The following is a 26,819-nucleotide window of genomic DNA, read 5'->3' on the forward strand; positions in this document are numbered from 1 at the left end:
AAGCTGTTCCACATCGTGCAGCCCCATGTGGCGTTCTTCGGCCAAAAGGATCTTCAGCAATGCGCCGTGATCCGGCAACTGGTGCGAGATCTGAACTTGGCCGTCGAGATCGCGACGGCGCCGACCGTGCGCGAGCCTGATGGGCTGGCGCTCAGCAGCCGCAACAGCTACCTGAGTTCTGAGGAGGGAGAAAGGGCCCGCTGCCTCAGCCAGGGCCTGTTTGCCGCTCAGGTGGCTTTCGAGCAGGGGGAGCGCGACAGCCAGAGGCTGGTCGAGACCGCCCAAGCCCAGATAACGGAGGTCGATCAGCTGCAGTACCTGCAGTTGGTGGATGCGAGCACGCTTGAGCGTGTTACGGGTCCGGTTGACCATCCCGCCGCGCTGTGTGTCGCCGCTTATGTCGGGGCCACGCGCCTGATCGACAACGTGCTCCTGATCCCTTCGCCGACAGCTCTGTCCGATCACGAGCTGGAGTTGGTCTCGCATGCGATCAATTGGCAGGCCGCAGCCGGTGCGGACGGACCGCGATCGTCATGACGGCACGATCCGACACCAATGCCCTTATTCAGGAGCTGAGCACCCGCCTGATCGCCGGGGCCACGGCCACCGAAACGCTCCTGGTGTGGTGCGAAGAGCATGGCCTCTCGCACGGACCGATCAGCGTTGCGTGCCATCAGCGGCAAGTGCTTGCAGCCGTGCCGGATGATGTCAGCACAGCTTTAGCCCCTGCCGCAGGCGAAACCGTCCAGTTCCGGCAGGTTCGCATCATGCGGGGCCCGCTGCCGCTCGCGACGGCCGAGAACTGGTTCGTGCCACAACGCCTGGCGGCAGGCATGAATGAGGATCTGCAAACGACCGATGTGCCGTTTGGAACCATCGTTGCTCCGCTCCGTCCCTCCCGGCGCACGCTCGCTGCGGACGCTCGGCTCCTCACGGCTGATCCTTCTGAGGCTCCGTCGCGGCTCAGCGCCTCAGGGCGCCCGTCCCAACCTGCTATCATCCTGGAGCATACAGCTGTGATCTCCAGCGGGACCGGGACCGCGCTCGCGCTCGTGAAGGAGCGGTTTTTCGCCGAGCGCGTCTCGTTTGCGGCCGTGAAGCCACCCTTGAGCCGAGTCCTCGATGAGAGATCGCGAGCAGGATCAGCGCCGCAGCCTGTGAGGCTTGAGCGATGACACCCCACCTTGGCCTGACGTCTCATGCCTTCCATGATCCTGGCTTGATCGAGGAGATCCAGCTCCTGGATCACCGGATCCGGTTTGGACCGACGCACACCGGCTGGGTGTCCTTTGTGGCGCGTCAGGGCCAAAGTCCGGCCATCGTTCTCGCGCCTGATCGCGAAACCCTGCTCGCGCAGTTGCACAAGCTGGTCGAGCAGCAGATCCCGGGGAGGCGATGATGGGCTATCAGCTTCGGCAGCTGGCGTCCGGCAGCTATGACCTGCTGCTTGGCAACGAGATCATCGGCAGCGCCGTGTGCAGCGGCTCGCGCAGCAAGAGCGTGACGTGGATTGCCGAGCTTCTGGACGACAGCCCGGCAACTCCGCGTCCCTCTCCCTTTGCAGCCGTCGCGGAGGAATCTGAAGCCCTGAGGCGGTGTGCCGGTGGCTGGGAGGCGCTCCCGTTTGGCTTCTGCGCAAAGGCAATGACGTGTCGGCACGTCCCGTTCAGCGATGAGGTCACCAATGGATTTCATGGCCCGTCGCGAATGGCGGTACCTGAGGCGAAGAAGGACTGGAGCTGTGCCGGAGGTGCATCGTAGCTACAAGCTATGCTTATAGGAGCGTGCACGAGATATGAAGCACGCGACATTCCCGTCGCATCGCAGGCAAGTGTTTGACACTTGAACTGCAGCTTTCACTGAGAATGCACCTGTTCAACCCTTACATTTCAGGAGATGTCATGTTGAACCGCATTGTGAACTATCGGCCAGGAACGCTCATCGACCTGTCTCTGATGATCTCTACCGCTTCGTCTGCAGTCACCATCGTTTACTTGTGCTCGCAACTGCCCTAGGTCGGGACAGCGCATGCTCGCATTCCACGGCATGCAGGTGCATGTGGCGGGTGGGGCAGCAGCGTTTCTTCTGCCGGCGCATGGAATGGCTGCACCAGTGCCGTTGGCGCTTTGTTCGAAGGGCCGCGTCGTGCCGCAGCATGCTGCGTTGCTAATAAGCATCCCGGGTAGCCAGCGTGTTGCCGAGCTTTAGTGCCGAGAGGATCTCGGCACCTTTATGCTGTGTGACAGATGAGAATGCGCGCCACCTCGACACCTGCTGCAGGTAATGATAGATGAAAGCGACGGAGCAAATTCTTCTACTTGTTGGCTGTGACATCAGCAGCATGCATCCAGTGCAGCCCTTTCATGAGGCATGTTGCATTGCAAATAAGTCGAATGCAGCCGATATGGGCAGTGGCTGATTTCAACGCGGCACCGCTTTTCTTCCTCCCGGCGCTGCCGTGTCGGCCGTTCCCTCTGGAAGGTTTTGACTTTTATTTGTCGGACCTCAACTTTACGCCGGGCTTCGTGCCCGGCTTTTTTATGGTGGACGCTACAAAGCCGTAGATGCGTCTGGGCGAAAAAGTTGGCCGCAAGCGCCCCGACTTCCGTCTGGGCCGACGTGTGCTTTGCAACTCGGCGACCACGGCTGGCGATCGTGCGCCCATGCGGCGAGACGCTTGAGCGCGCATTGACGCGAGGCGTCGTGCCACTGCGGATCCAGTCGAAGCGCGTTCGTGAAGATCTATGACAGAGTAATCGGCACGCCGCCTGAAGGCTCCGCATCAAAGCACGCCCAGTTCTAGTGCCAGGAGTTCCGCGCGAACTGTGCACGGATGCGACGCAGGGGCTACAGATTGCGCGGAGACAGGCAGGATGTTCTCTGTTAAGGGAGCAGTTCAGATCCAAAATCGGCGACGAAGCAGAGCCACAAGCTATACGCTCGTCGGTTGATCCGGCAGTATTCGTGCCGGAACTCACTGACCTCCCGGAGACTCTCGCATGCCTCCACCCGTGACTTCATCCCACTTGTGCATATGCCCGATGTCACAAACAACTCTTGGATTGTCCTGCGGAGAGCGCGCCTGCAGCGCCTCTCGGCATGCCATGGCTCTCCAGGATCGCGGCCGCCCCGTCACACACCGTCTCAACCTCGCTCGGTCTTTCCGAGCATGCGGGCTTAAACCTATTCCCGATTGAAGCGGCGCGTCTCTGCGGCGCTGTGCGCGGGTTTCATTGGCTCGCAAACCGGTCGGCACCACCGCGTTAGGCGGGGAAAAGACCTAAGATAGAACAGTCAGAAATGCCCTGGCCGACCCGTTCCGGGTTCGGAATGAGTGATCATCCCGCCCTCTTCACACCATCATTCCCGAAGCTCGTGTTGCGCCACCACGATGTCATGACAGAGTCCACCTACCATGTCGAAGAGACCGTCTCCGCTCGTCCTGTTTCAGTACAAAACCTTCCGCTCCCTCTGGTCAGCGTCTCTGGTGTCGAACCTGGGCAGCCTGGTCGAGGGCGTGGCGGCGGCGTGGCTGATGACGAGCCTTGCCACGTCCCATGATATGGTGGCCCTCGTCCAATCCTCGGCTACCCTGCCGGTCATGCTGTTTTCGCTCGCCGCCGGAGCGCTCGCCGACAACTTCGATCGGCGCCGGGTCATGATGGCGTCTCAGCGTCCCTGACAATTCTCGCCTATGCAGGGGCCCTGACCCCGTGGATGCTGCTGAGCCTGACCTTCCTGATCGGCTGCGGCTGGGCGCTGAACGACCCATCCTGGTACGCCTCAACGGGCGAGATCCTTCCCCGGCAACACTTGCCCAGTGCGGTGGCCCTCAACAGCATGAGCTACAATCTCATGCGCAGCATCGGACCGGCGATTGGCGGCCTCATCGTTGCAACCGCCGGGGCGGCCTTTGCGTTCCTGTTCAACGTCGTTTGCTACTTCGCCCTTCTCATCGCGCTCTGGCACTGGAAGACGAAACCGGCGCCACAGTTGCTGCCGCGGGAACCGTTCGGCAGTGCGATGGCGGCAGGCTTCCGCTACGTGCTGTTGTCGCCGAACCTTCTCAAGGTGATGGGTCGGAGTTTCGTATTCGGTCTCACCGCCGTGGTCATTCTGGCGCTGCTGCCCCTCGTGGCCCGGGAGCAGGTCGCGGGCACGGCGATCACCTACGGCATCATGCTTGGGTTCTTCGGCCTCGGGGCGATTTTAGGCGCGCTGCTCATTGGACGGATCCGGGACGTTCTCAGCCATGAATGGGTCATTCGCGGCGCCTTCGTCGCGCTGGCCCTCGGCTGCATCGGTCTGGCCTGGAGCGCCCACGTTTGGTTGAGCTGTCTGCTGCTCGTGCCGGCGGGTATGGCGTGGGTGCAAGCCTGGTCGCTGTTTAATGTGACGGTTCAGCTGTCGACGCCGCGGTGGGTGGTGGGACGCGCCCTGTCCCTCTATCAAACGGCGTCGTTTGGCGGCATGGCGACGGGCAGCTGGCTCTGGGGCGCGGTGGCGGACGCGCAGGGTGTTGCGGGCGCCTTGCTCATGGCGAGCGTTGCTCTGGTCGCCGGTGGGCTGCTTGGCCTGGTTCTGCGTCACCCGGATGGTGAAACCCTGAATCTCGATCCCGCCAACCAGTTCTGCGAACCGGCACTGCAGCTCGACCTGCGGCCGCGCAGCGGACCGATCATGGCGATGGTCGATTATCGTATCGATCACGACGATGTTGCCGAATTCCTCAGCGTCATGGCCCTGCGGCGACGCGCCCGCCTGCGGGATGGAGCCCGCCAATGGGCGCTTCTGCGCGACCTGGAAGAGCCGCACCTCTGGACCGAGCGCTACCACGTCCCGACCTGGGTCGAATACGTGCGCCATAATCAGAGGCAGACGCATGCCGACGCGGAGATTGTGGCACGCCTGGACGCATTGCACCGGGGCGAGGGCCCGCCCAAGATCCATCACAAGATTGAACGGCAGACCGGGCGGGTCCCCGCCGACATGCCGCTCAAGCCGCACTTCGGCAGGACTTGAGGGGGAGCGCGTTGTGGCGCGAAGAGGCGGGCTGGCCACCGGCACTGGGTGACGAGGAGGACTGTGCCTTTTATCTCGGAGGTCTGCCGTGCCGTCTGTTCCGCCAGCTCCCGGTTGCGTTTCGTTGGTGTGACGATGCCGTCTGCGGCTGGAGCCGAGGAATCCTTGAAAAATCAACCGCAAATATCCTGCGATGTGACAATGCCATCAGCCCCTCGCGTCAGCATTCTCCTCCAAAAGAGAGCAGGAGGAGAGGAGGGGCGTTCGTCTGTGCCGCATGTCGTCGAGAACGCGAACGCCCACTCGTCAGCGGGCGTCGACGCGCGCTGCGGTGCCGCACGATGTTAGACCGCTATCGCCGGCGAGCGATGCGGTCGATCTGGAAGCGCCTGATGCCGAGGTCATCGAGTTCCCGATCGGAGAGCCTGGACAGCTCGTTGACGGTCGCGCGGTAATGCATGTAAGCACGGATCTGAGCAAGAATCTGGGACACGAACATCTGGAACTCCTGTCAGTTCGCTGGCGTGAGGGCGGCTGTTGTTCCTGCCTGTGCAGTGCAATAAACATATCTGTGCGATGCACAAATGAGCAGGGATGCGAGAACCGAGGCAGGCATGCTCACGATGCATGCTGGTGTCATAAATCGTTAATCGGAGAGCTCACAGAGCATTGCCGGGACGTTCCGGAGAAGGATTTTTCTGCCCATCCCTCCTTTCCTGGGAGAAAGGCAGTGAAGCGCACAGAATTGTTCACATGATGTGCAAAGAAGAGGTATCCGTCATGCAAGAGCCCGACCCAAGACAACGCACAAAGCTGCTTAAGATCGGAACGCGGCAGTGCCACTTCATCGTCTCCGACGATCCTCGACGGGCCGTCTGCTGCGGAGCACCGACCCAGGTGGGCTCGAGCTGGTGCGGCTGGCACCGGAGGCTCGTCTACATCCCGGCGCATGGAAAAGTGCAGCGCGATGTGCTGATGTTGCCGGAACGCCGTTAGGGGACAGCCACTACAGGCTCAACCCAAGCCAGTACCATCGTTCCCGCGCGGACGATCTGGATACTGGCCTGCTGGACAAGCGAACGTTTCCGCCCAGTCTCAGCGACCCGGCGGAACGAACAGGTCAGGCTACGATCTGAGAAGCAACCCCATAGAGGATGCCCGGGACTCATAAGAACAATGGGAGCCCCCGTGGACATGAGTGATGTTCCGGTTCGCAACCCACCGCAGTCTCCGTACACGGTCTAATGTTGGCTAGCCATTGTGATGCCTGTTCTGTCTTGACATTGAGCTGCCTCAAGCAGCAGACACCTTGAGCCGCTGCGTTTGGCCATAAACCTCTGTCGGTTTTTTGGCGAGGTCTGGACCAATGCGGATCGGTTCGCAATGCTTCGGATCGCCAAGATTCCGCTCGAGCCACTCCATCGTCACGAGAGGGCTTTCATTGGCGGCCTGCACACGGAACGCCGAGAGATAGAGCGCGGTCACAATGGCAGTAACGGTCACCAATAGAGCTTTGGTAATCATGCTGGCCTCACGTTGAGTCACGACGCTGGCGAACTTATTTGCGTGCGGCCCGCTGGCTTCCGCGATGGAGGGAAAGATTGCCAGATCGAGGGACTTGAATGTCAGACTGGCGGCGAAGAAGCGGAGGCCACCCTCAGTGGCAACGACGATGCCGGCTGTGACGTCACCGACTTCGATAACATGCGTGGTATGTGTCGTGGAGCAGGTCTCCTGCCGCCAGCATGCGACTGGCAGTGATGCGAGTTTTCATGGAAGGAGTGGCGGAAAGTTTTTTAGACGCGATACCAGTCGCGGCCGCCGCGAACCCGACGCGCCAAGCGCCGCAGGACGAAACTCAGCAACGGAACCATCATGACCGCGATCCTTCACGTGGATCCGAGGCCCATCGGGCGCATCGTGACACTTTAGCGTTTGTTTTCGCGGCGCAAGCTGTGCACTTCAAATCACTGCGGCTGTTCGCGCGATGCGTTCGTTCAAACAGCATGGTCAGGTTGGGTTCACCCTCTCGCCATGGTCAACGAGATTGTTCTTTTAAAAGATCGTTACACGAAAAGCCTGTCTGCTTGCGGAGACCCTTGAGCTCAGGAGAAAGGCTCTCCACATAGAAATTTCATGTCACGATCCCCACTGCAATAGATAAAATGTTCTTCGTCTGGAAAGGCAGGAGATGGCTCCTGGTCAACGCCAGTTTTGTTGAAGGCGCTTATTTGTCCTGAGGCTGGTCAGGCTTAAATAACATGTGCAGTCATACAGCCGTCGCGTTCCTTATAAAGTCGAACTTCTCCGGAAGATCAGTTTTTAGATGAATCTTTGCTCCTTCCGCTATGATCTTTGGAGGATCAGTTGATTGCTGTTCTGTCCGGTTTGGTGAATAATCCAGTTGTGGCTCGCAGTGTCTTGAATGACGTCCCGCACCAAGCTGCGAATTCCCGACCAGGAGCGAGTCCATACCGACAGACCGTCAACTCAAGATGAACTTCATGCTGCATGGCGTCGACAGCGTATGAGGCCCTCGGCTGCACCGCCGCAACCATGCGCTCGCGTCGATCAAGCGACGCAGGTCCCGTCATCCAGGTTGACCTCATTGCCCAGCCAGCGCGATCGCTCTAGCCGATTCCGAGGACGACCGCCCCACCTGTCAGGCCCGCCCCAACGGCTGACAAGAGCAAGCGCTCGCCGGACGCGAAGGGGCGCTCTTGGTTGGCAAGGGAGAGGGACAATGGGATGGTGGCCGCTGACGAGTTTCCGAATTCCCCAATCGTGCACACCGTCTTTTGGCTCGCAAGACCGATCTGGTCGCAGACCGCATCGACAATCCGGGCATTAGCTTGGTGCGGGACGAAGCGATGAATGTCCGCCGCCGTGAGCCCCGCGCGCTCCATCGCCCGGACAGAACATTGCGTCATCATGCGTACGGCATAGGTGAACACCGCTCTGCCATCGCGCATGGTCATCAATAGTTCGCGCGGATCCATGCCTGCGGCAAACGGCCGTCTGCTACCGCCTGCAGGGATCGAGATCAGATCGTAGTGGTTTCCCTCTGAAGCGAGATCGACGCCAAGGATCCCGGCATTCGGCGCGCGCGATGGAGCAAGGACGATCGCGCCGGCCGCATCCGCGAACATGACTGCGCTGGCCCGTTCCTCCATGTTGATGCGGCGGCTCAAGATATTGGCGGCCACGACAAGGGCGGGTTTGCCGTGTGTCCTCACAAAGCCGTCGCCTAGCGTCAACGCAGAGAGGAACCCCGAGCAGGCTCCGGCGAGATCGACGGCTGCCGAATGAGACAAGCCCAGTCGGTGGGCCAGCAAGGGCGCGGATGGCGGTAAGAGATGGTCTGGCGTCGATGTCGCAAGAAGGGTGAATGCCACCTCATGGCGCGCGATACCCGCGTCTTCGAGCGCGGCGGCGGCGGCTTTCGCCGCAAGGTCGGTCAGCGCTTCGTCAGGAGCCGCCCAACGCCGTGTCCTGATGCCGGTTCGGCGTTCGATCCAGCCGGGTTCGAGGCCCAGGCGGGTCTCGATTTCGGCATTCTCGACGCGCCTGTCCGGCACGTGGTGACCAAAGCCGGCGGCGCGGCTTGAGTGCCAGCTGGTCATGACCTGACCGTTACGATCGTGGAGGCGGCTTCATCGATCGCGACGTAGGCGCGGTCGAGATCGTCGGCCGTCACGCAGTAAGGCGGCATCAGATAAATGACGTTGCCGAGCGGACGAATGAGAAGATCTCTTTGGCGAAAGAATGCTCTCAGCCGAGGGCCGACCTCGGAAAGGTATCCGGACCTCGCGACAGCGAGATCGAACGCCGCGATGGTGCCCGCCTGGCGGACATTGACAAAACGCGGATCAGACCGGAACTGCGCCAGCCTTTCCCGATGCATCCGCGCCAATGCTCCGATTCGCGTCGCGACCGGCTCATCTTGCCAGACGCCGAGATTGGCCAGCGCCGCCGCGCAGGCGATCGGATTGGCCGTGTAGGAGCTCGAATGGAAGAACATCCGGCTACGATCTTGGGACAGATGCGCGTCGAAGATCTCAGTCGAACAAAGCGTCGCCGCCAGCGGCAATGCACCGCCGGTCATGCCCTTTGACGTACACAGAATGTCCGGCGTGATGTCAGCCTGTTCGCACGCAAAAAGGGTACCGGTTCGTCCCCAGCCGGTCATCACCTCATCGGCGATCAGAAGAGTCTGGTGCTGCTCGGCTATCCGCTTCAGCTCGGTCAGCAGATGCGGTGGATACATCCGCATGCCGCCCGCGCCGAGCACCAGCGGTTCGACCAGCAGAGCCGCGATCTGGCCGCCGCGGCAGAATTGCCCGAATGCATCGAGTGTGTCCTGTTCGCGGCCGGGCGCGGGAAAGGGAATGGTGTCGACATCGAAGAGCAGCGGTCCATAGGCCGCGTTGAAGACGCCACGCGCGCCGGTGGACATCGTGCCGATGGTGTCGCCGTGGTAGCTGTGTTCCATGACGACGATGCGCGAACGCGGAGCGCCGCGATTGTAGAAGAAACCCAACGCCATCTTCAGGGCGACTTCGACCGATGTCGAACCGCTGTCGGAAAAGAACACATGGGCGAGGCCCGGCGGGGCGAGCCTGATCAGTCCTTTCGCCAGCTCTTCCGCCGGCTCGTGGGTATATTCGGCGAAGATGACTTGATCGAATCTCTCGCAGGCAACCCGAATCGCTTTCATGATGGCCGGATGACGATGGCCATGGGTGATCACCCACCAGGACGAAATCGCATCGAAAATCGCGCGCCCGTCCTCATCGATGAGATAGGCACCCTCCGTCCTGGCGATTCTCTTGGGAACGGGATCGAGCAGGTGCTGGGTAAAGGGACGCCAGACCGGTGATGGCTGAAGGCGGGACATCACACGCACCTTTCCTGAAACTGGGAAACATCGAAATGCCTGCGGAAGCTCTCGCGCAGCGCGTCAGGGGTCAGCGGATCAAGCCGAGGCAGCCTGCCGAGACTTGGAATGCCGCCCATCTCGACGATGATTCGTTGCGTGTCCGGTTGCGCGTCACCGATGAAGGCGATGCCGAGGACCGGGATCTGGCGGCGGCGCATCGCCTCGAGCGACAGCAGCGTGTGATTGATCGTTCCGAGCCCGGTCCGGGCGCAAAGGATGACGGGAAGCCGCCAGCGCGCGAAGACATCCGCGAAAACCTCGCGCCGCGTCAGGGGTACGAGCAGGCCGCCAGCGCCCTCGATGATGAGGGGCGAGCTTGTTTTAGGCGGGTGAAGTGCCTCGGGGCGGAGCGCCAGGCCGTCGATTTCCGCCGCCAGATGCGGCGAAGCCGGCGTCTTGAGGCGCCAGGCTTCGGGAAGGATGCGCTGCGGCGGAAGGCGGCCGAGCCGGCGGACGGTCTCGCTGTCGGTCTCTTCGTCAAGACCTGCCTGGATCGGCTTCCAGTAGCAGGCGCCCAGCGCATCGGCCAGAGCGGCTGAAAACACCGTCTTGCCGACACCCGTGTCGGTGGCGGTGACGACGAAGCGCAGGCTCATGGCCTCTCCTCCGCCATGACGTGCGCCAATCGCTCGACCATGCGGGCGATCGTTGGAGCATCGACGTTGAGCGTGATGGCGATGCGCAGGCGCGCGGTGCCCTTCGGCACGGTGGGCGGACGGATCGCGCGAATGTCGAAACCGTCTGCCTGCATCCGTTCGGCGATCCGCATGGCGCGGCCGTTGTCGCCGATGACAACAGGCAGAATCTGCGAGCCGCTGCCTGCAAAACCGAGACGATCGGCGACGAGTCTGTTGGCGAAAGCGACCAGATCTTGAAGCTTCTCCCGCCGCTCTGGCTCCGCCGCCACGACGTTCAGCGCCTGGCGGACACTTGCAGCCTGCAGCGGCGACGGCGCCGTCGCATAGATGAAGGGGCTGGCCCGATTGACGAGATAATCGCAGAGCACCCGGCTGGCGCCGACGAGCGCGCCGGATGCGCCGAGGGCCTTGCCACAGGTATGCAGCACCACGACATTCTCACGTCCTTCCAGCTCCGCCGCCAAGCCCCGCCCCCCGGCGCCGTGGACTCCGGTGGCATGAGCCTCGTCGATGACAAGAAAGCCATCGTGCCGGTTGGCCAGTTCGGCCAAATCCGGCAAGGGCGCCTTATCGCCGTCCATGGAATAGAGGCTCTCGACGATGATCCAGGGGTGTCCCGTTCCGCCGGCTTTGCGCCATCGGCTAATGGCGTCATCGAACGCGTCCGCATTGTTGTGCGGCACGGAAATAGCCTCGGCTCGCCCCGCCGCCATCCCGGCATGCGCGCTCGCATGAACCAGCGCGTCATGGACGACAATGTCGCCGCGTTGCGGCAGGGTCGACAAAACGGCGAGATTGGCCGCATAGCCGCTCCCGAAATAGAGCATCCGCTCGGATCGGAAGAACGCGGCGGCTTCGGCTTCCAGGGCTTCATGCTCGGCATGATTGCCGCGCAGAAGGCGCGATCCGCCCGCGCCGATCGGGACACCGCGTTCGAGCGCGGCGATCGCACCGGCGGTCAGACGCGGCGATCCGGCAAGAGCGAGATAATCGTTCGAGGTGAAATCGATGCCACCCGGTCCGGTCAGGACGCGCCACCGCCCCTTCTGCTGCAGCTGCCTCAGCTTCGTTTCGTAGCGGGCCAGCCGGTCAGGCATCATGCAGCCTCCGGCGCCACGGGCGTCAGGCCGAGGCGGCGCAGCAGGGTAGAATCCTGGTCGTCGCCCGGATTGGCGGCGGTCAACAGCGTGTCGCCGACGAAGATTGAATTGGCCCCGGCGAAGAAGCACAAGGCCTGCATCTCGTCCGTCATGGCCGTCCGTCCCGCGCTCAACCGGACATGGGACCGTGGCATGAGAATGCGGGCGAGCGCCACGCTCCGGACGAATTCGATCGAGTCGACCGGCGCCGCATCGGCCAGCTTCGTCCCTGGCATGGGGATGAGCAGGTTGAGCGGCACACTCTCTGGCGGCGCAGGCAGATTCGCCAGCGTCACCAGCATGTCGATGCGATCGTCCGCGGTCTCGCCCATGCCGAGGATGCCGCCGGAGCAGACCTTGATGCCGGCCTGGCGAACATGCCCCAGCGTTTCGAGGCGATCCTCGAAGCGGCGCGTGGTGACGATTTCCTGATAGAAGCGCTCGGAAGTATCGATGTTGTGGTTGTAGTAGTCGAGGCCTGCATCGGCGAGCCTCTCCGCTTGCGCAGGCGTCAGCATGCCGAGCGTCATGCAGGTTTCGAGGCCGAGCGCCTTCACGCCCTGCACCATGGCGACGACCATGTCCATGTCGCGCGGCTTAGGGCTGCGCCAGGCCGCTCCCATGCAATAGCGGGTGGCGCCGCCCTCCTTGGCCTTGCGCGCCTCGGCGATGACGCGCTCGACCTCCATGAGCTTCGACGCTTTGAGTCCGGTCGCGTGGTGCGCCGACTGATTGCAATAGCCGCAGTCTTCGGGGCATCCGCCGGTCTTGATGCTGAGCAACTTGCTGAGCTGCACGCGGTTGGGATCGAAGTTCGCGCGGTGCACCGTTTGGGCCCGGAACAGAAGATCGTTGAACGGCATCGCGTAGAGTTCGCGAGCGCCATCGAGCGTCCAAGGCTTGGTCTCTTCGACATGTGTCAGTCGCGGATTGGTCGATGGTGCTGGCATCAAGTCCTCTCTCGACAACCACGGCCCAGGCAATTGCGGCGCGGGCAGTTTGCCAAATCATAGATAATCTACTATTGCGCATCGTGTTGGGTGCACTATACGCATGATCATCACCGATGCACCCGAAATTTTCATAGATTATCTATGAGGACACCATGGCTGAGACTATTGCGGAGCGGATTGCGCGCGTTTTGGGCGAGAGGATCGTCTCCGGCGAGCTCGCTCCCGGAACTCCTCTTCGTCAGGATCGCGTCGCCGAAGAATTCGATGCGAGTCACGTTCCCGCACGCGAAGCCTTCCAGCGCCTTCGCGCTCAAGGCTTGGTCATCAGCGAACCGCGTCGAGGGATGCGGGTGGCCGCCCTGGATTCCAAATCGGTGCAGGAGATCGTTGAAATCCGCGCCGCCCTCGAGACGCTGGCGCTCACCTTCGCGGCTCCAAGGCTCAACGCGGCTTGCTTCGAAAGGATCGAGCGGGCTCTCGTCGCCGGGGATCAGGCTCAGACCATGATCGAATGGGAGCAAGCCAATCGAACATTCCACCGCGAACTCGTCGCCCCTTGCGCGATGCCCAGGCTGCTGTCCATGCTGGATGACCTTCAGCTGGCCAATTCCCGCATCATTTTTTCCGCAACCCGTTCTGCTGGCTGGCAGCCGGGCTCAAGCCTCGCGCATTGGCAAATCTTTGGCGCGTTGAGAAAGCGCGAGTTCGGAAAGGCAACGACACTCCTCCAAGCGCATATTCGCGGCCTGGAGCGCGCGACGGGAACCGGCGAGGCGGATCACTAGCGGGTGCTGAAAGTCTGCACTTAGCTAGGGGATGTCACGGGAACTCTCGATCAGGGCTTCTGCCTTATGATCTGAGATATAAACCAAATCTGTCGGTTCTGTCGCATGAATGACGACCGAGATGCTCCTATCTTGCGGCTCCATTCCGGGTTTGCGACAGAACCTTGGTGGATTGCTCGGCCGGTTGCTAAGCCAGAATTCTGCGTTTTCCTTGGCAGCGAGCGAACTGCCCCAATGTGATCGTCACTCTGCGGCATGGATACCGCCACGAAGGCCGAACCGATGCTGGAAAATGAATGCCGCAAGGAAGGTGACGGCCATGAGCAGCACAATGGTCGGAGCGGGGGCGCTGTCGATGAAAAAGCTGAGATAGACGCCGGCAAATGATGCCGCCACGGCGACCAGCGCCGATACGACCAGCATCATTCCGAACCGCTTCGTCAGCAGAAACGCCACAGCGCCCGGCATGATCAGCAGGGCGATGGTCAGGATGATGCCGGTTGAGGCGAGGGCCCCCACAATGGTCAGAGAGAGCAGCGAAAGAAAGCCGTAGTGCAAAAGCCGTACCGGCAGGCCCATGGCTTGGGCCTGCTGCGGATCGAAGGCATGAAGCAGCAGATCCCGCCACTTCACGGCAATAATGACCAGAACGACCGCGGCGATGAGCCCGCTCTGGAGCAGGTCCGGCCACTCCACGCCGAGCATGTCACCAAAGAGAATGTGGTCGAGATGCACCTCCGTCTCGACCTTGGTGTAGAGCACGATGCCGAGGCCGAACATGCCGGAGAACACGATGCCCATGACCGTATCCTCCTTGATGCGGCTGTTCTCCTTCAGATAGCCGGTGGCGAGCGCGCAGACCATGCCGGACACGAACGCTCCTACCGCCAAGGGCAGGCCTGCGATGTAGGACAGAACAACGCCGGGCAGCACCGCATGCGAGATGGCGTCACCCATCAGTGACCAGCCCTTGAGCACCAGAAAACACGACAGCAGTGCCGCCGGCACCGCGACCAGCATGGCGATCACGAGGGCCTCCCGCATGAACGGAAAGGTGAAGGGCAGGGCGAGCGTGTCGAGCAGGCCGGTCATGGGCTTGTCCCCGTTGCCACCCGCATGCGCTGGCGGGCGGCGAGCAGCCCATGCTTGGGCGCCAGGATGAAGGCGGTCAGGAAGACCAGCGTCTGCAGGACGATGATGATGCCGCCGGTGGCGCCATCGAGAAAGTAGCTGAGATAGGCGCCGATGCCGCTTGAGAGCCCGCCGACCGCCACGCTGATCATGATCAGTCGCGGGAAGCGGTCGGTCAGGAGATAGGCCGTGGCGCCGGGCGTCACCACCATGGCGATCACCAGGAAGGCGCCGACCGTCTGCAGCGCTGCGACCGTGCAGGCGCTGAGCAGCGTGAAGAACAGAACCTTCAAAGCCGCGGGATTGAGGCCGACCGAGCTGGCATGGTTCTCATCGAAGAAGGTGACGAGAAGGTCCTTCCACTTCACCAGCAGAACGGCGAGAGACACGCCCGCAATGATGACGAGCTGCAGCGTATCTTCAGGCGTGACCGCCAAAATGTTGCCGAGGACAATCGTCTGGATGTTCACGGAGGTGGGTGACAGCGACACCATGAACAGCCCGAGCCCGAAGAACGAGGTGAAGATCAGCCCGATGATGGCATCCTCCTTGAGCTTCGTGCGCTGGTTCAGGAACAGCATGGCGCCGGCCGCCAGTCCGCCCGAGAGGAAGGCGCCGAACGCAAACGGCAGGCCGAGCATGTAGGCGCCGGCCACGCCCGGGACGATGGAGTGCGAGAGCGCATCGCCGATCAACGACCAGCCCTTGAGCATCAGGTAGGCGGAGAGGAAGGCGCAGACCGCCCCGACGAGGGCGCTCACCCACATGGCGTTGATCATGTAGTCGTAGAAAAACGGCTCAAGGAGCTGGGGCATCGGGCGTGCTTGCTCCCTGTGACGGCGCGGTGGCGGTTGCATCCTTGGCTTCATCCGAGGCCTTGTCGCCGTAGATGACCAGCGGCCGCTCGTCGTCGGAGATGACGTCCACCGAAGAGACCCCGGCGCGAAGACTGGCGTCAAATACGAAGTGCCGGAGCACGCCGCCGAACGCTTTTTCCAGATTGGCCTGCGTGAACACCTCCTCCGTCAGCCCTGCGGCGAGCACGGTCCGGTTCAGCAGAACAGCGCGGTCGCAGAATTCGGGCACGCTGCCGAGATTGTGCGTTGAGACCAGGATCACCCGGCCTTCGTCGCGAAGCCCGCGCAGCAGCGCGATGATGGCTTCCTCCGTCGTGACGTCGACACCGGTGAACGGCTCGTCAAGGAGAATGACATGGGCATCCTGGGCCAGCGCCCGCGCCAGGAAGACCCGCTTTTTCTGGCCGCCCGAGAGCTCGCCGATCTGGCGCTTCCGGAAGGTCGCCATCCCGACGCGTTCCAGCGCCGCGTCCACGGCTTCGCGATCCTGGCGCCGGGGCAGGCGCAGCAGGTTCATGTGGCCATAGCGGCCCATCATCACCACGTCCTCGACCAGAACGGGGAAGTTCCAGTCGACGTCCTCGCTCTGGGGCACATAGGCAACGACATTGCTCCTGAGCGCCTGGGCAACGGACCCGCCGAGGATCGAGATCGTTCCGGGCGAGACGGGGACAAAGCCCATGACGGCTTTGAACAGGGTCGACTTACCGCTGCCGTTGACCCCGACGAGGGCCGTGATGGTGCTGCGCGGGATCGCAAAGCTCACGTCGCGAAGGGCCGTATGACCATTCCGGTAGGTGACCGTTGCGCCGCTCACGGTGAGACCCGCACCCGCAGAACCGGAATGAGGACCGCCTCTTTGCAGGGGAGCGTTCATTCGGTGAGCCCCTTGGCAATGGTCTCCGAGGTGACGCGCAGGAGATCGAGATAGGTCGGCACCGGACCCGAGGCGTCGCTCAGGGAATCGACATAGAGGATGCCCCCGTACTTGGCGCCGGTCTCGCGGGCGACCTGCCTGGCCGGATCGGGCGAGACGGTGCTCTCCGAGAAGACAGCCGGAATCTTGTTCGCGCGCACAGCATCGATGACCTTACGCACCTGCCGCGGCGTGCCCTGTTGGTCGGCGTTGATCGGCCAGAGATAGAGCTCCTTGAGCCCGAAGTCGCGGGCAAGATAGCTGAACGCGCCCTCGCTTGTCACGAGCCAGCGCCGCGGTTCAGGGATTGCTGCCAGGGTCGACCGGATCGGGGCGACGGGTGCCTGAATCTTCGCCTTGTAGGCCTCCGCGTTAGCCCGGTAGGTCTCAGTATTCATGGGGTCGTGTTTGACGAGCGCGTCGCGGATGTTGTCGATGTAGATGAGGGCGTCGCTAGGTGACATCCAGGCATGGGGGTTGGGCTTGCCGGTGTAGGGGCCCTCCTGGATCCCCATCGGCTTCACACCCTCGGACACGACGACGCTGGGAACCTCCTTCAGATTGCGGAGGAACTTCTCGAACCAGAGTTCGAGATTGAGGCCGTTCCACAGGATGAGCTTGGCATCCTGCGCCCGCAGAATGTCGCCGGGCGTCGGCTGGTAATTGTGGATCTCCGCTCCAGGCTTGGTGATCGACTCCACAATGGCCGCGTCGCCGGCCACGTTCTGGGCCATATCGGCGATGATCGTGAAGGTCGTGACGACCTTAAACCTGTCATCGGCGGCCTGAGCCGGCGACGCGACGGCGAAGCCCAGGGTTGCAAGGCCGAACAAAAGGGCAGCGAACTTCATCATCATCTCTCCAGTAGCCATCTAGGCAGTTAATGCAATTGCAAATCATTTGCAACACGCCAGTGGGGCGAAGTGGCATTTGGAGGCCCAAGAAGGCCCTGTTCAGGAACCGGACGCCGGCGAACGTGCAAGGGAGCATGAGAAAGTGTGGGGCTGGGAGCGTCCAGATAGGACAACACCGCACTGAATAGATGGCGTTGGCTCCAGCCATGCCTTCGCTATTGGGACGGTAGATCTACCGGGAGCGTGGTACCATGCCTCAGTTTTGGGCTCATTGACGCGCAGGCGTTGAAAGGCGGACTCGCTGCCCACGCGGAAGTCCACCATACTTTCTTTCGGCAACGACCTAGGTGCGGAGCATAGGCCCGATGATCGAGACCTACCAGAGGATCGACGTCCATACGATGGCTTTGGTGCGAGAGTTTGCAGAGCACCACGGCTGCTCAGTCGAAGTTGCGTTGAAATTCCTGCTCAAAACAGGACGCTCCCCTCAAAAGGCCGGTGAAGACGATGAGGCCTACGCGGCTCGACTCGACGATTTGCCAGATCCAGTGATCGTAGAATATCGAGCGTTTGAGCCAGCGAATGAGCCAGCGAATGACGTTTGATGTCTTGCAGCCGACATTCGAAGCGGGTGGAAATTTCTACGCGATCTGGGCGGTCGCGTCCAAGTTGGTGTTCCGAGTGTGCCAGGGGGGCAGGCCCGCGCTCAGATGTCACTGCGGCCACGTCCGGCCTACTCTTGTCTCACTAGGCTGGTACACGCGTCAAGATGTTTAAGGAGAATGGGTTTGCAAAGACCGGCCGTCGGGCGTTTTGAGTATGATCGTGCTGAACTTTGGGCCGATGGTATCATCCATGGACTCGGCCTCGTTCTTGGACTTGGTGCCGTTGCAGTGCTTGTGGCTGCGATACTGCCCAACTCATCGCCTTTGGACCTAATCCCAGTGCTGATCTATAGCGTCGCGATGATAGCGGCGCTGGTGATCTCGGCAGCCTACAACATGTGGCCGATCTCGCCTGTGAAATGGTGGCTTCGCCGCTTCGACCATGCGGCAATCTATGTCCTGATTGCAGGCACCTATACGCCATTCCTAACGCGCATGAGCGGCGCAATCATGCCGCTGGTTCTCATGATTGTTGTCTGGGTAACCTCTCTGGTCGGGATCATTCTCAAGATCGCGCTGCCTGGGCGCTTCGATCGGCTGTCGATCGGGCTCTACCTCCTGCTCGGCTGGAGCGGGATTGTCCTGTGGGATCACATTCTCGCACTCCCGAGCGCAACGCTCTGGCTGCTTGGAGCCGGCGCGTTGCTTTACACTGCCGGGGTGCTCTTCCATGTGTGGCATAGCCTGCGCTTTCAAAACGCGATCTGGCACGCTTTCGTACTGGTGGCGACTGCATGCCACTACGGTGCTGTGCTCTCCTCATTTGTTGTGGCACCGGACGCATGACGAACGGGCTGGAGTCTCTGGTTCATCTTGAGTGTCCGTTTGCCGTACTGGCTTAAAGTCAGTACGCTGAGGGTCTCTTGCTGATCCAAAACGGACTGCGCCAAGACTGTCTAAAAAACAAGACGCAAGACGTTTACCCAGCGCTGGGCGAGCCATGGACCGCAATTGCGCGCTCCGATCCGGTATGTCACTCAATGATCTCGCGGCTGCACACTTGTTGACACTCAGATGAGAGGAACGCGATGAGAACTCAGCAGGACCAAGTTGGCGCGGCGGTCATGGCCGGACAAGCTGTCTACACCCGACGGACGCTCGATCTTTACGATGTGGTAGTGCTCGGCCTGTCCAACGCGCTGATCTGGAAATGCCCGACCAGACGTCTGCTCGCCCACTATAATGAGTATATATCCGACAGGCATCTGGATGTTGGTGTCGGCACAGGCTGGTTTCTCGACCACTGCCGGTTTCCCACAGACAGGCCAGACGTCACCTTGCTGGACCTCAATCCCGTCTGCCTTGAGCGGGCCTCAGCTCGCATCGAGCGTCACGCCCCCAAGGTCGTACGGGCCAACGTGCTTGAACCGTTTGAGCTCGAGACAGGTCCCTTTGCCTCCATCGGCCTCAATTATCTCCTTCATTGCCTGCCGGGTGCCTTGGAGCGGAAGGCAGTGGCCTTTGACCATCTCAAGCCATTTCTTGCTCCCGGCGGGGTCGTGTTCGGCTCAACCCTTCTGGCGGAGGGCGTCGAGCGCTCCGGGACGGCTCGGGCGCTGATGCGCTTCTACAACGCGAAGGGGATCTTCTCGAACCAGCAGGACAGCATCGAGGGGCTGCGCCGTGAACTGGCTGCTCGGTTTGAGCAGGTGAGGGTGGAGATTGTCGGGTGTGCCGCGCTGTTTGCGGCTCGGTGATGCTGTCCTGCCCGTAACGATATCCTTGCCGGCCGCATCGGTCGGTTCTGGCGAGACAAGGGCGTGCGGCCGAGGGACAGAGCCAAGTCGAACTTGTGCTTTGAGCGGCCAAGCGGACCTCGACACGGCCACACTGCATGACCGGTTCGACCCAGAGCGGTCCTTCGGGCCAAGACCCGAGGTTCGTTTCTGCCCTGAGCGGATCATGAAGTCTGAGGCACGGTCTGCTGCACTCAACGCCCGCCTGCCTTCGCGATACGACCCTCGTGCGGCTCACGATCAATGCCTGCTTTTGTTGTACATGGCTGACCTCGCGCTGCTCCGCAGCGCGGGCAACGAACGTTGAAAGGGCGCGTGAAGGTCACCTTTTCCTTCGCAAGCTCTCCCGATGCGTCGTTGGATGAACGATGCTCATTCGCGTGCGATGGCATGGAAAAAACTGCCTGTGACAAAACCTCTGCGGTGGCCGGCGGCTCCCAGTTGAGTCTCCTCAGCATCCATGATGGCGGCAAAGGCAGCATCCGGAGAGCTGTCGCTTTGTGTGACCGAGGCATAGTGAAACTCGTGTCCGACGAGACGGCTGCCTGCCGGTCCCAGCACCCCATTGTGGAGCAGATGCGCGACCCGATAGCCGAGATGCATCTTGCGCTTGGCATAGCTCGTCTCGACGGGCAGCAGCCCCGCCATAGGATGAACGTGGCCGCTCCCGTCCTCAAGCGTCTTGCCCAGGACCATGTATCCTCCGCACTCCCCATGGATCGGATGATGTGTGGAGAAGGTGCGCAGACCTTGAAGAAAGCGGTGCGCGCCAGCGATGCGGCCTGCATGAAGCTCCGGATAGCCCCCCGGCAGCCAGCACGTATCGCAATCCGGCGGTGGAGGCTCGTCTGCAAGCGGGGAGAAGGTCACGATCTCCGCTCCCGCCTCTCGCCAGCCTGCGAGCACATGGGGATAGATGAACGAGAAGGCCTGATCCGATGCAAGCGCGATGCGCTGTCCGGGCGGCGGCAGGGCCCGTACGGCGGCGTCCCTGTCAATGAGGGTAGGGCGGCTCAGCGCGATGAGCCGGTCGATGTCGATTGCGTTTTCCACCGCATCGGCCAGATGTTCCAGCCGCTGATCGAGTTCAGCTGTTTCACCCGCCTGCACGAGGCCAAGATGGCGCTCGGGCAGGGACAGCGTGTCGGTTCGCATGAGCGCGCCAAGCACGGGCATGCCGATGCGCGCCATGCCGTCCTCCACGAGTCTGCGGTGACGTTCGCTCGCGACCCTGTTCAGCACGACGCCGGCGACCGTTATCCTCGGATCGAGACGGGCGCAGCCAAGCGCGACCGCTGCGGCCGATTGCGCGTGCCCGGAGACGTCGAGCACAAGAACCACCGGCCAGCCGAACAGAGCGGCGATGTCGGCGCTGGCTCCGGTGCGACCGATCTCCTGGCGTACCCCATCGAAGAGACCCATCGATCCTTCAGCGATAATGAATTCCGCATTGAATGCAGCCTCGGCGGCAAGAGCCTTCAGCAGGGGCGTGCTCATGGCAAAGCTGTCAAGGTTGTAGCTCGGCGTGCCGGTGGCTTCTGCATGGAAAGCCGGATCGATGTAGTCCGGACCGCATTTCATCCCACGGACACGCAGGCCACGCCGCGCCAGCGCTCTTTGAAGCCCCAGCGTGATTGTCGTCTTGCCCGATCCGGAGCGGGGGGCTGCGATGAGAATGCCCGAAGCCTGAGTCACTGAGCAGCCTCGCTGCCGAATTCCAGGAGATGGTTGACGATGGCCGAACGGAAGGTCGCGATTGCCCCAATGACGATAATTGCGGGAGAGCGGATCATGCCTTTCTCGGCAAGACCTGGCAGACTTTCGAGCGTTGCCTCCACCACGCTTTCCCGGGATGTCGTGGCCTCATGGACAGTGAGCGTCGGTGTGTCGCCGGCGAGTCCACCCTCCATCAGGGCGCTGACGATCAACGAAATGCTTGAAACGGCCATGTAGAGAACGATCGGAACGCCTGTGCGAGCCAGAGAGGTCCAGTCGATTTTCTCACCGGGCGCCGGATGACCGGTTGCGAGAATGACGGCGTGGTTGGATTTGCGGAACGTGGCCGGAACGCCATGCATCGCCAGCGATGCGAGACCGCTCGACACGCCTGGAACGATGCGGAACGAAACGCCGGCTTCGGCGAGCGCCAGCGCCTCTTCACCTCCTCGTCCGAAGATGAAGGGATCGCCCCCCTTCAGCCGCAGCACCCGATGTCCCTCGCGGGCAAGCTGGATCAGTCGCTCACAGATCTCCCGCTGAACCGCCGAGGGCCTGCCTCCGCGCTTGCCGGCGAATTCGAGCACGGCGCCTTCGCGGGCGAACGACAGGATGTCCGGTCCAACGAGCGCGTCGTAGACAATGACATCCGCCGTCGCGAGCGCATTAAGGGCATGGATGGTCAACAGGCCCGGATCGCCCGGACCGGCGCCGACGAGCCAAACGGTGCCGGGAGCAAACGACGGTGTGACACGGGACAGGCGCGCCATGCGCATTTCTACGTCCTCGCCTGATCCAAGGTTGACGGGCGGCGTGTGCTTCATCGGCGGCCCTCGCGCAGGCTGGGACGGAAGCGTCGGTCGTAATCCGTCGAGTAGAGTGCGCTGTCCCTAAAATCCTTTGCCTCGAGTGTCCGGCCAACCAGGATCAGCGCCGTTCGCTCCAGCTTTTCGGCTCGTACCATGGCGACAATGGTTCCGAGAGTCCCTTTCAGGACCCGCTCGTCCGGCCAGGACGCGCGCCAGACCACCGCTACGGGACACTCGGAGCCGTATGCCGGCAGCAGGTCCTCGACAACCTGTTCGATCACGTGGATCGACAGATGGATCGCAAGCGTCGCCTTCGTCTGGGCGAATACTGTGAGACGCTCCGTCTCCGGCATGGCCGACGCCCGGCCCGAGGTGCGGGTGAGAACCACCGACTGGCCGACCTCCGGTACCGTTAGCTCTCTCGCGAGCGCCGCCGCCGCCGCCGCAAAGGCCGGAACGCCGGGCGTGATCGTATAGGGGATGCCGAGCGCATCAAGACGACGGATCTGCTCGCCCATGGCGCTCCAGATCGAGAGGTCGCCGGAATGCAGACGCGCCACGTCCTCGCCGTTCTCATGCGCGCGCACATACTCGGCGGTGATAGCATCGAGATCCAGGGGCGCCGTGTCGACGAGGCGTGCACCGGGCGGGCACCACGAGAGGATTTCGGGCGGCACGATGGAGCCTGCATAGAGGCAGACGGGACAGCGCTCGATGAGACTGCGCCCACGGACGGTGATCAGGTCGGCGGCTCCGGGACCGGCTCCGATGAAATGAACGGTCATGAATGGATCTCCCGTCGCGCCAGGGCGCATGTGACGCAGGCTGAGGCGATGCGCTCCAGGATGAGTTCCGCTTGCGGTCCTCCGGCCGCAAGCGCAGCGGCTTCCGCGACCGACCCGACCCCGTGCGCCGCCATGGAGCGCGCCGAGTTTGTGCTCCCGCGTAGAGCCGCAGCAATCAGGGCCTGTTCTGTAACAGAGACGGGGGTGACGGCAAGACGGTGAGCCGCCTCATTGAAGGCGGAAAGAAAGGCGAGCGCTTCGATAGTCGCGAGCTGGGTCAAGGATTCATCTTTCACAGCTGCGCGAGCAAGAGCCTGCTCCACGAGCATTACGATCTCGCTCGCGTCGGCGCTGCGCCTGAAACCCACTCCTGCCACGATCATTGCTTCGTCACCGCCCATTGCGTGACGGGCATGGCCGCCCGCCAGCCATGCATGCTGCCAATGTGGTCCAGGCGCGAGAGCGCCAAGCGCCGCATAAGGCCGCCATGACGAGCATGGAGAGTGCCGAGCAATGTCTCGGTCTCGAGGGTCACTGCATTGATGACGAGGCGGCCGCCCGGCTTGAGAGCCGTCCAGGTAGCATCGAAGACTCTCGGCTCGGACGCGCCGCCGCCGATAAACACCGCGTCCGGAGAGGGCAGGTCCGAGAGCGCCTCAGGCACACGGCCGAGTCTGATGTCCAGGGTCGTCGCACCAAGCTCCGCCGCGTTGCGGCGCGCCCGCTCGGCCCGTTCTGCGTGCTCTTCGATGCCGATGCAGCGGTTTCGCGGATGGCGCAGGCACCATTCGATGCCGACCGAACCTGCGCCTGCGCCGATATCCCACAGCAACTCGCCTGCTCGCGGTGCGAGCACCGCCAGCGTCAGCGCGCGGATTTCCGCTTTCGTGAGCTGACCGTCATTCTCGAACCATGTATCGGGAAGGCCCGGCGCAAGGGAGATCATGCGGGCATCATCCACCGCCGCGATCTCGATGGCGACCGAATTGAGCGGGGCTATTTCCGCGATGTCGAATTCGGCGGCGGCCTTGGATCGGATGCGCTCGCGCGATCCGCCCATGGCCTCGAGCACCGTGATCGTCGAAGTGCCTAATCCTCGTGCCTTCAGAAGTTCCGCGAGTTTGCCCGGCGTGGTTCCGTCCCACGACAAGGCAATGATGCGAGCGTCCGGCTGCAAATAGGGCACGATCCGTTCGATTGCCCTTCCATGAAGACTCACGCAGTCGCAATCGGGCAATGACCAGCCCATGCGCGCAGCAGCGAGGCTGAAGGCGGAGGGCTGTGGGAAACTGATGATCTCACCGGCCGGGATGTGGCGGGCGAGTTCGGCGCCGATGCCGTAGTGGAAGGGATCGCCTGTCGCGAGCACGCATGTGGGCTGGCCCCGTCGTTCCAAGACCATCTTGTATCCATCCGAAAAGGGGCTCGGCCAAGCGAGAGTGCGCGCAAAAAGGGGAGCGGCAAGGTCGAGATGGCGCGTGCCGCCGATCACGAGCTCTGCTGCGTCAAGGGCGGCGAGAGCGGCCGCCGACAGGCCCGCCCGTCCATCTTCGCCGATTCCAATGATGGTCAGCCAGGGGCAGCGCGGTGGAGCGCTCGACTCGGGCTCAGAATTCGGAGAAAAGGAGCTCATGCGCATTCTCATTCTGGGCGGCACCACCGAAGCCTCCGCGCTCGCGGCGCGGCTTGTCGGCCGGTCCGGCTTCCGCCCACTCTTGTCTCTCGCCGGCCGCACCAGCGACCCGCGTCCCATGCCGATTCCAACGCGCATCGGCGGCTTCGGCAGCGTGGAGGGGCTCGCCCGCTTCCTGCGTGACGAGCAGATCGAAGCGGTGGTCGATGCGACGCACCCTTTCGCTGCCATGATGTCCCGCAATGCCGCTGAAGCCTGTGCGAAGGCCGGGGTGCCGCTGCTCGCATTGCGCCGTCCGCCCTGGACGCAGCAGGAGGGCGACCGTTGGATCGGCGTGCCGTCCATGGAAGCGGCGGTTGGCGCGCTTGGAGAGGCACCTTGCCGTGTCTTTCTCACCATCGGCCGTCTCGAGCTTCCGCACTTCGCCGATGCGCCGCAGCACACTTATCTGGTTCGCACCATCGAGCCTGTCGACGATGCGCTGCCGGTTCCGAATGTCATCGCCATTCGCGACCGTGCGCCCTTCGACGAGGCTGCTGAGCGCGCGCTCATGGAGCGCGAACGGGTCGAGGTGTTGGTGACGAAGAACTCCGGCGGCGCCGCGACCTATCCGAAGATCGCGGCCGCGCGCGCTCTGGGCCTGCCGGTCATCGTCGTGGCACGGCCCGCGATGCCTCGAGGCATCGAGGAGGTCACGACCGCCGACGCGGCGCTCGACTGGCTCGAACGGCATCACGCGCGCGCTCCGTAGAATCGAGGCGTGTACACATAGGGCGTATCGCTGTCGCTCTTCTCAATCCGCCGCGTCGTGCTGGCGCCGATGATCACCACGGTGGACATGTCGGCAAGTGAAGCCTCCACCTTGCAGAGCGGCAAGATCCGGATGCGTTCATCGGGACGTCCCACCGCGCGGGCGAGAATGACCGGTGTGTCGGGGCCTCGCGTTTCGGCAACGATCGTCAGCGCGGCGCCGAGCTGCCAAGGCCGCGCGGAGGAGATCGGGTTGTAGAGTGCCACCACGAAATCGGCTTCAACCGCTGCCCTTAAGCGTTTCTCCACGACCTCCCAGGGCTTGAGATTGTCGGAGAGCGACATGGCGCAGAAGTCGCCGCCCAGCGGCGCGCCCACCCGGGCGGCGGCGGCGAGCATGGCCGTGATGCCGGGCTCCACACGGATGTCGAGGCTGCGCCACGCGGGATTGCCCGTCTCAAGCGCTTCGAACACCGCCGCTGCCATCGCAAACACGCCGGGATCGCCGCCGGAAACCACGGCGACGCGGGCTCCGTTTGCTGCAAGACCGAGGGCAAAGCGCGCGCGGTCGAGTTCGACGCGATTATCGGAGACATGACGACACTGGCCAGGCTGTTCCGACACGCGGTCGACATAGGGGCCATAGCCGACGAGGTCCGTCGCCGAGGCGAGTGCCTCGGAAGCCGCTGGCGTCAGCCAGCGCGGATCGCCTGGGCCGAGACCGATGACAGTGAGTTGGCCCGTCATACGCGCCTCCCTTGTCCCGGCACGATGATGAGCGAGAAGTACGGAGCCTCTGTGGTCTCCGGCAGATCAGGGAGCGGAATGATCTGCTCCTCAGCCATTGTGGCGCGTTCCACATAGATCGCACGCTCCAGAAGTCCTGCGCAGGCCAGCGCCCTGCGCACCTTCGGCAGATTGCGTCCCAGCTTCATCACTACGGCGGCATCCGTTCCCGACAGACGCCGCGTCAGCTCTGCCTCGGACAGCGTGCCGGGCACCACGGTGAGCACGTCGTCGCCCCACGTGATCGGCGCGCCGGCGCGGGTCCAGGCAGCCGACATGCCGGAGACGGCCGGCACAATTTCGGTGGGCACCTTATCCTTGAGACGCCACCAGAGGTGCATGAAGGAGCCATAGAAGAAGGGGTCGCCCTCGCATAGCAAAGCGACCATGCGACCGGCCTCGATCTCCGCAAGAAGCTGCGCCGCCGCGGACTCGTAGAAAGGTCTGAGTGTGGCGGCATAATCCGGGTGATCGGCCGGGATCTCCGTCGTCACCGGATACACGAGAGCGATCTCCCGCTCCGGTTCCGCACCGACGATGGCATCCGCGATGGTGCGGGCATTGCCACGTTTGCCGCGCTTACAGAAATGGGCGAGCCTGTCGGCGGTCTCGAGCACTTTGCGGGCGCGCACCGTCATGTAGTCCGGATTGCCGGGACCGAGCCCGAGGCCGAAGAAGCGAATGGCGGTCTGGGTCATGCCTGTC

Annotated in this window: 30 protein-coding genes and 1 pseudogene; 12 read left to right on the forward strand and 19 right to left on the reverse strand. The window is 62.6% G+C overall.

The genetic code is table 11. From position 1 onward, the window contains the following. The 6 genes and pseudogenes from AA309_RS14075 to AA309_RS14095 all read left to right on the forward strand — a co-directional run. The coding region (locus AA309_RS14075; protein ID WP_150117560.1) for a pantoate--beta-alanine ligase at window positions 1-537 on the forward strand (537 nt) is incomplete at its 5' end. Then, window positions 534-1,175 carry a hypothetical protein gene (locus AA309_RS32035; protein WP_052954722.1) on the forward strand — a complete coding sequence of 214 codons (642 nt, stop codon included), beginning with the start codon at window positions 534-536 and terminating at the stop codon, window positions 1,173-1,175. The genes AA309_RS14075 and AA309_RS32035, both read left to right, overlap by 4 nt. Beyond that, window positions 1,172-1,399, forward strand: a complete 228-nt coding sequence (locus AA309_RS14085; protein ID WP_047189663.1) for a hypothetical protein — start codon at window positions 1,172-1,174, stop codon at window positions 1,397-1,399. The genes AA309_RS32035 and AA309_RS14085 overlap by 4 nt, the downstream gene beginning before the upstream one ends. Beyond that, window positions 1,396-1,761, forward strand: coding sequence for a hypothetical protein (locus AA309_RS14090; RefSeq protein WP_150117555.1), 366 nt, complete (start codon window positions 1,396-1,398; stop codon window positions 1,759-1,761). Before AA309_RS14085 ends, AA309_RS14090 begins: the two co-directional genes overlap by 4 nt. A gap of 650 nt (window positions 1,762-2,411) precedes the next feature. Continuing rightward, a complete protein-coding gene (locus AA309_RS36095) occupies window positions 2,412-2,564 on the forward strand; it encodes a hypothetical protein (protein ID WP_210166513.1) in 153 nt (50 codons plus the stop codon). 851 nt (window positions 2,565-3,415) lie between these two features. Further along, window positions 3,416-5,022 (forward strand): annotated as a pseudogene (locus tag AA309_RS14095) (MFS transporter). A 352-nt stretch (window positions 5,023-5,374) separates the two neighbouring features. On the opposite strand, the gene AA309_RS33095 reads toward AA309_RS14095, so the two are convergent. After that, entirely contained in the window at window positions 5,375-5,521 is a 147-nt protein-coding gene (locus AA309_RS33095) for a DUF1127 domain-containing protein (protein ID WP_084731233.1), read from the reverse strand. A 281-nt stretch (window positions 5,522-5,802) separates the two neighbouring features. Here AA309_RS33095 and AA309_RS34260 point away from each other — a divergent pair, with 281 nt between their 5' ends. After that, window positions 5,803-6,018, forward strand: a complete 216-nt coding sequence (locus tag AA309_RS34260) for a hypothetical protein (RefSeq protein WP_150117556.1) — start codon at window positions 5,803-5,805, stop codon at window positions 6,016-6,018. 297 nt (window positions 6,019-6,315) lie between these two features. Here AA309_RS34260 and AA309_RS14100 read toward each other — a convergent pair whose 3' ends face one another. The 6 genes from AA309_RS14100 to bioB form a co-directional block, all read right to left on the reverse strand. Beyond that, entirely contained in the window at window positions 6,316-6,546 is a 231-nt protein-coding gene (locus AA309_RS14100) for a hypothetical protein (RefSeq protein ID WP_047189665.1), read from the reverse strand. 1,106 nt (window positions 6,547-7,652) lie between these two features. After that, complete coding sequence (locus tag AA309_RS14105; protein ID WP_047189666.1) at window positions 7,653-8,645, reverse strand: beta-ketoacyl-ACP synthase III; 993 nt, start codon at window positions 8,643-8,645, stop codon at window positions 7,653-7,655. Beyond that, entirely contained in the window at window positions 8,642-9,919 is a 1,278-nt protein-coding gene (locus tag AA309_RS14110; protein WP_047189667.1) for an adenosylmethionine--8-amino-7-oxononanoate transaminase, read from the reverse strand. Before AA309_RS14110 ends, AA309_RS14105 begins: the two co-directional genes overlap by 4 nt. Next, window positions 9,919-10,557 (reverse strand): dethiobiotin synthase, encoded by a 639-nt coding sequence (gene bioD / locus AA309_RS14115; RefSeq protein ID WP_047189668.1) that lies wholly within the window; start codon window positions 10,555-10,557, stop codon window positions 9,919-9,921. Before bioD ends, AA309_RS14110 begins: the two co-directional genes overlap by 1 nt. Then, complete coding sequence (locus AA309_RS14120; protein WP_047189669.1) at window positions 10,554-11,699, reverse strand: 8-amino-7-oxononanoate synthase; 1,146 nt, start codon at window positions 11,697-11,699, stop codon at window positions 10,554-10,556. Before AA309_RS14120 ends, bioD begins: the two co-directional genes overlap by 4 nt. Then, on the reverse strand, window positions 11,696-12,688 hold the full coding sequence (gene bioB, locus AA309_RS14125; RefSeq protein WP_047189670.1) for a biotin synthase BioB: 993 nt from the start codon (window positions 12,686-12,688) through the stop codon (window positions 11,696-11,698). The genes AA309_RS14120 and bioB overlap by 4 nt, the downstream gene beginning before the upstream one ends. A 155-nt stretch (window positions 12,689-12,843) precedes the next feature. On the opposite strand from bioB, the gene AA309_RS14130 reads away from it, so the two are divergent. After that, window positions 12,844-13,476, forward strand: coding sequence for a GntR family transcriptional regulator (locus AA309_RS14130; RefSeq protein ID WP_047189671.1), 633 nt, complete (start codon window positions 12,844-12,846; stop codon window positions 13,474-13,476). A 243-nt stretch (window positions 13,477-13,719) separates the two neighbouring features. On the opposite strand, the gene AA309_RS14135 is transcribed toward AA309_RS14130, so the two are convergent. Genes AA309_RS14135 through AA309_RS14150 form a run of 4 tightly spaced genes read right to left on the reverse strand, consistent with a single transcriptional unit; the run spans window position 13,720 to window position 17,234 of the window. Further along, window positions 13,720-14,568, reverse strand: a complete 849-nt coding sequence (locus AA309_RS14135) for a metal ABC transporter permease (RefSeq protein ID WP_047189672.1) — start codon at window positions 14,566-14,568, stop codon at window positions 13,720-13,722. Continuing rightward, complete coding sequence (locus AA309_RS14140) at window positions 14,565-15,422, reverse strand: metal ABC transporter permease (RefSeq protein WP_047189673.1); 858 nt, start codon at window positions 15,420-15,422, stop codon at window positions 14,565-14,567. Before AA309_RS14140 ends, AA309_RS14135 begins: the two co-directional genes overlap by 4 nt. Further along, window positions 15,406-16,341, reverse strand: coding sequence for a manganese/iron ABC transporter ATP-binding protein (locus tag AA309_RS14145; protein WP_047189674.1), 936 nt, complete (start codon window positions 16,339-16,341; stop codon window positions 15,406-15,408). The genes AA309_RS14140 and AA309_RS14145 overlap by 17 nt, the downstream gene beginning before the upstream one ends. Beyond that, a complete protein-coding gene (locus AA309_RS14150; protein ID WP_150117561.1) occupies window positions 16,338-17,234 on the reverse strand; it encodes a metal ABC transporter substrate-binding protein in 897 nt (298 codons plus the stop codon). Before AA309_RS14150 ends, AA309_RS14145 begins: the two co-directional genes overlap by 4 nt. A 365-nt stretch (window positions 17,235-17,599) precedes the next feature. On the opposite strand from AA309_RS14150, the gene AA309_RS14155 reads away from it, so the two are divergent. From AA309_RS14155 to AA309_RS14165, 3 genes are all read left to right on the forward strand, one after another. Continuing rightward, window positions 17,600-17,839: a hypothetical protein gene (locus tag AA309_RS14155; protein WP_047189676.1), complete on the forward strand. Its 240-nt coding sequence runs from the start codon at window positions 17,600-17,602 to the stop codon at window positions 17,837-17,839. A 177-nt stretch (window positions 17,840-18,016) separates the two neighbouring features. After that, on the forward strand, window positions 18,017-18,685 hold the full coding sequence (gene trhA, locus AA309_RS14160) for a PAQR family membrane homeostasis protein TrhA (protein WP_047189677.1): 669 nt from the start codon (window positions 18,017-18,019) through the stop codon (window positions 18,683-18,685). A 242-nt stretch (window positions 18,686-18,927) separates the two neighbouring features. Then, complete coding sequence (locus tag AA309_RS14165) at window positions 18,928-19,596, forward strand: class I SAM-dependent methyltransferase (protein WP_047189678.1); 669 nt, start codon at window positions 18,928-18,930, stop codon at window positions 19,594-19,596. Window positions 19,597-19,829: 233 nt separating this feature from the next. Here AA309_RS14165 and AA309_RS37700 read toward each other — a convergent pair whose 3' ends face one another. From AA309_RS37700 to AA309_RS14190, 6 genes are read right to left on the reverse strand one after another with little or no spacing between them, the layout of a single operon-like run. Continuing rightward, a complete protein-coding gene (locus AA309_RS37700; RefSeq protein WP_425286881.1) occupies window positions 19,830-20,117 on the reverse strand; it encodes a zinc finger domain-containing protein in 288 nt (95 codons plus the stop codon). Then, window positions 20,008-21,330: a cobyrinic acid a,c-diamide synthase CobB gene (locus AA309_RS14170; protein ID WP_047189679.1), complete on the reverse strand. Its 1,323-nt coding sequence runs from the start codon at window positions 21,328-21,330 to the stop codon at window positions 20,008-20,010. Before AA309_RS14170 ends, AA309_RS37700 begins: the two co-directional genes overlap by 110 nt. After that, the gene (cobA, locus tag AA309_RS14175) at window positions 21,327-22,175 is read right to left on the reverse strand and encodes a uroporphyrinogen-III C-methyltransferase (RefSeq protein WP_244470359.1); all 849 of its coding nucleotides are present in this window, start codon (window positions 22,173-22,175) and stop codon (window positions 21,327-21,329) included. Before cobA ends, AA309_RS14170 begins: the two co-directional genes overlap by 4 nt. Next, the gene (gene cobM, locus AA309_RS14180) at window positions 22,172-22,945 is read right to left on the reverse strand and encodes a precorrin-4 C(11)-methyltransferase (RefSeq protein WP_047189680.1); all 774 of its coding nucleotides are present in this window, start codon (window positions 22,943-22,945) and stop codon (window positions 22,172-22,174) included. Before cobM ends, cobA begins: the two co-directional genes overlap by 4 nt. Beyond that, a complete protein-coding gene (locus tag AA309_RS14185) occupies window positions 22,942-23,328 on the reverse strand; it encodes a cobalamin biosynthesis protein (RefSeq protein WP_052954723.1) in 387 nt (128 codons plus the stop codon). Before AA309_RS14185 ends, cobM begins: the two co-directional genes overlap by 4 nt. After that, the gene (locus AA309_RS14190) at window positions 23,325-24,578 is read right to left on the reverse strand and encodes a bifunctional cobalt-precorrin-7 (C(5))-methyltransferase/cobalt-precorrin-6B (C(15))-methyltransferase (protein WP_047189682.1); all 1,254 of its coding nucleotides are present in this window, start codon (window positions 24,576-24,578) and stop codon (window positions 23,325-23,327) included. The genes AA309_RS14185 and AA309_RS14190 overlap by 4 nt, the downstream gene beginning before the upstream one ends. Between AA309_RS14190 and AA309_RS14195 the strand changes: the two genes are divergently transcribed. Continuing rightward, on the forward strand, window positions 24,577-25,329 hold the full coding sequence (locus AA309_RS14195; protein WP_047189683.1) for a cobalt-precorrin-6A reductase: 753 nt from the start codon (window positions 24,577-24,579) through the stop codon (window positions 25,327-25,329). The two genes, AA309_RS14190 and AA309_RS14195, sit on opposite strands and share 2 nt — an antisense overlap. On the opposite strand, the gene cobJ is transcribed toward AA309_RS14195, so the two are convergent. Next, entirely contained in the window at window positions 25,311-26,075 is a 765-nt protein-coding gene (gene cobJ / locus AA309_RS14200; RefSeq protein WP_047189684.1) for a precorrin-3B C(17)-methyltransferase, read from the reverse strand. The genes AA309_RS14195 and cobJ overlap by 19 nt on opposite strands. After that, window positions 26,072-26,812, reverse strand: coding sequence for a precorrin-2 C(20)-methyltransferase (locus tag AA309_RS14205; protein WP_052954724.1), 741 nt, complete (start codon window positions 26,810-26,812; stop codon window positions 26,072-26,074). The genes cobJ and AA309_RS14205 overlap by 4 nt, the downstream gene beginning before the upstream one ends. Between the last annotated feature and the right edge of the window lie 7 nt (window positions 26,813-26,819).

The sequence above is a fragment of the Microvirga vignae genome, from assembly GCF_001017175.1.
Classification (GTDB): domain Bacteria; phylum Pseudomonadota; class Alphaproteobacteria; order Rhizobiales; family Beijerinckiaceae; genus Microvirga; species Microvirga vignae.

What these genes read in the sequence shown, in the direction of transcription:
- AA309_RS33095 (WP_084731233.1), bottom strand. Translation starts at nt 5,521, where the DNA reads ATGTTCGTGTCCCAGATTCTTGCTCAGATCCGTGCTTACATGCATTAC.
- AA309_RS14165 (WP_047189678.1), top strand. Translation starts at nt 18,928, where the DNA reads ATGAGAACTCAGCAGGACCAAGTTGGCGCGGCGGTCATGGCCGGACAA.
- AA309_RS37700 (WP_425286881.1), bottom strand. Translation starts at nt 20,117, where the DNA reads ATGCTGCCTTTGCCGCCATCATGGATGCTGAGGAGACTCAACTGGGAG.
- bioD (WP_047189668.1), bottom strand. Translation starts at nt 10,557, where the DNA reads ATGAGCCTGCGCTTCGTCGTCACCGCCACCGACACGGGTGTCGGCAAG.
- AA309_RS14140 (WP_047189673.1), bottom strand. Translation starts at nt 15,422, where the DNA reads ATGCCCCAGCTCCTTGAGCCGTTTTTCTACGACTACATGATCAACGCC.
- AA309_RS14150 (WP_150117561.1), bottom strand. Translation starts at nt 17,234, where the DNA reads ATGATGAAGTTCGCTGCCCTTTTGTTCGGCCTTGCAACCCTGGGCTTC.
- AA309_RS14100 (WP_047189665.1), bottom strand. Translation starts at nt 6,546, where the DNA reads ATGATTACCAAAGCTCTATTGGTGACCGTTACTGCCATTGTGACCGCG.
- AA309_RS14145 (WP_047189674.1), bottom strand. Translation starts at nt 16,341, where the DNA reads ATGAACGCTCCCCTGCAAAGAGGCGGTCCTCATTCCGGTTCTGCGGGT.
- AA309_RS14135 (WP_047189672.1), bottom strand. Translation starts at nt 14,568, where the DNA reads ATGACCGGCCTGCTCGACACGCTCGCCCTGCCCTTCACCTTTCCGTTC.
- AA309_RS34260 (WP_150117556.1), top strand. Translation starts at nt 5,803, where the DNA reads ATGCAAGAGCCCGACCCAAGACAACGCACAAAGCTGCTTAAGATCGGA.
- bioB (WP_047189670.1), bottom strand. Translation starts at nt 12,688, where the DNA reads ATGCCAGCACCATCGACCAATCCGCGACTGACACATGTCGAAGAGACC.
- AA309_RS14195 (WP_047189683.1), top strand. Translation starts at nt 24,577, where the DNA reads ATGCGCATTCTCATTCTGGGCGGCACCACCGAAGCCTCCGCGCTCGCG.
- AA309_RS32035 (WP_052954722.1), top strand. Translation starts at nt 534, where the DNA reads ATGACGGCACGATCCGACACCAATGCCCTTATTCAGGAGCTGAGCACC.
- AA309_RS14085 (WP_047189663.1), top strand. Translation starts at nt 1,172, where the DNA reads ATGACACCCCACCTTGGCCTGACGTCTCATGCCTTCCATGATCCTGGC.
- AA309_RS14120 (WP_047189669.1), bottom strand. Translation starts at nt 11,699, where the DNA reads ATGATGCCTGACCGGCTGGCCCGCTACGAAACGAAGCTGAGGCAGCTG.
- AA309_RS14110 (WP_047189667.1), bottom strand. Translation starts at nt 9,919, where the DNA reads ATGTCCCGCCTTCAGCCATCACCGGTCTGGCGTCCCTTTACCCAGCAC.
- AA309_RS14155 (WP_047189676.1), top strand. Translation starts at nt 17,600, where the DNA reads ATGATCGAGACCTACCAGAGGATCGACGTCCATACGATGGCTTTGGTG.
- cobM (WP_047189680.1), bottom strand. Translation starts at nt 22,945, where the DNA reads ATGACCGTTCATTTCATCGGAGCCGGTCCCGGAGCCGCCGACCTGATC.
- cobJ (WP_047189684.1), bottom strand. Translation starts at nt 26,075, where the DNA reads ATGACGGGCCAACTCACTGTCATCGGTCTCGGCCCAGGCGATCCGCGC.
- AA309_RS14090 (WP_150117555.1), top strand. Translation starts at nt 1,396, where the DNA reads ATGATGGGCTATCAGCTTCGGCAGCTGGCGTCCGGCAGCTATGACCTG.
- AA309_RS14190 (WP_047189682.1), bottom strand. Translation starts at nt 24,578, where the DNA reads ATGAGCTCCTTTTCTCCGAATTCTGAGCCCGAGTCGAGCGCTCCACCG.
- AA309_RS14185 (WP_052954723.1), bottom strand. Translation starts at nt 23,328, where the DNA reads ATGATCGTGGCAGGAGTGGGTTTCAGGCGCAGCGCCGACGCGAGCGAG.
- cobA (WP_244470359.1), bottom strand. Translation starts at nt 22,175, where the DNA reads ATGAAGCACACGCCGCCCGTCAACCTTGGATCAGGCGAGGACGTAGAA.
- trhA (WP_047189677.1), top strand. Translation starts at nt 18,017, where the DNA reads ATGGGTTTGCAAAGACCGGCCGTCGGGCGTTTTGAGTATGATCGTGCT.
- AA309_RS14130 (WP_047189671.1), top strand. Translation starts at nt 12,844, where the DNA reads ATGGCTGAGACTATTGCGGAGCGGATTGCGCGCGTTTTGGGCGAGAGG.
- AA309_RS14105 (WP_047189666.1), bottom strand. Translation starts at nt 8,645, where the DNA reads ATGACCAGCTGGCACTCAAGCCGCGCCGCCGGCTTTGGTCACCACGTG.
- AA309_RS14205 (WP_052954724.1), bottom strand. Translation starts at nt 26,812, where the DNA reads ATGACCCAGACCGCCATTCGCTTCTTCGGCCTCGGGCTCGGTCCCGGC.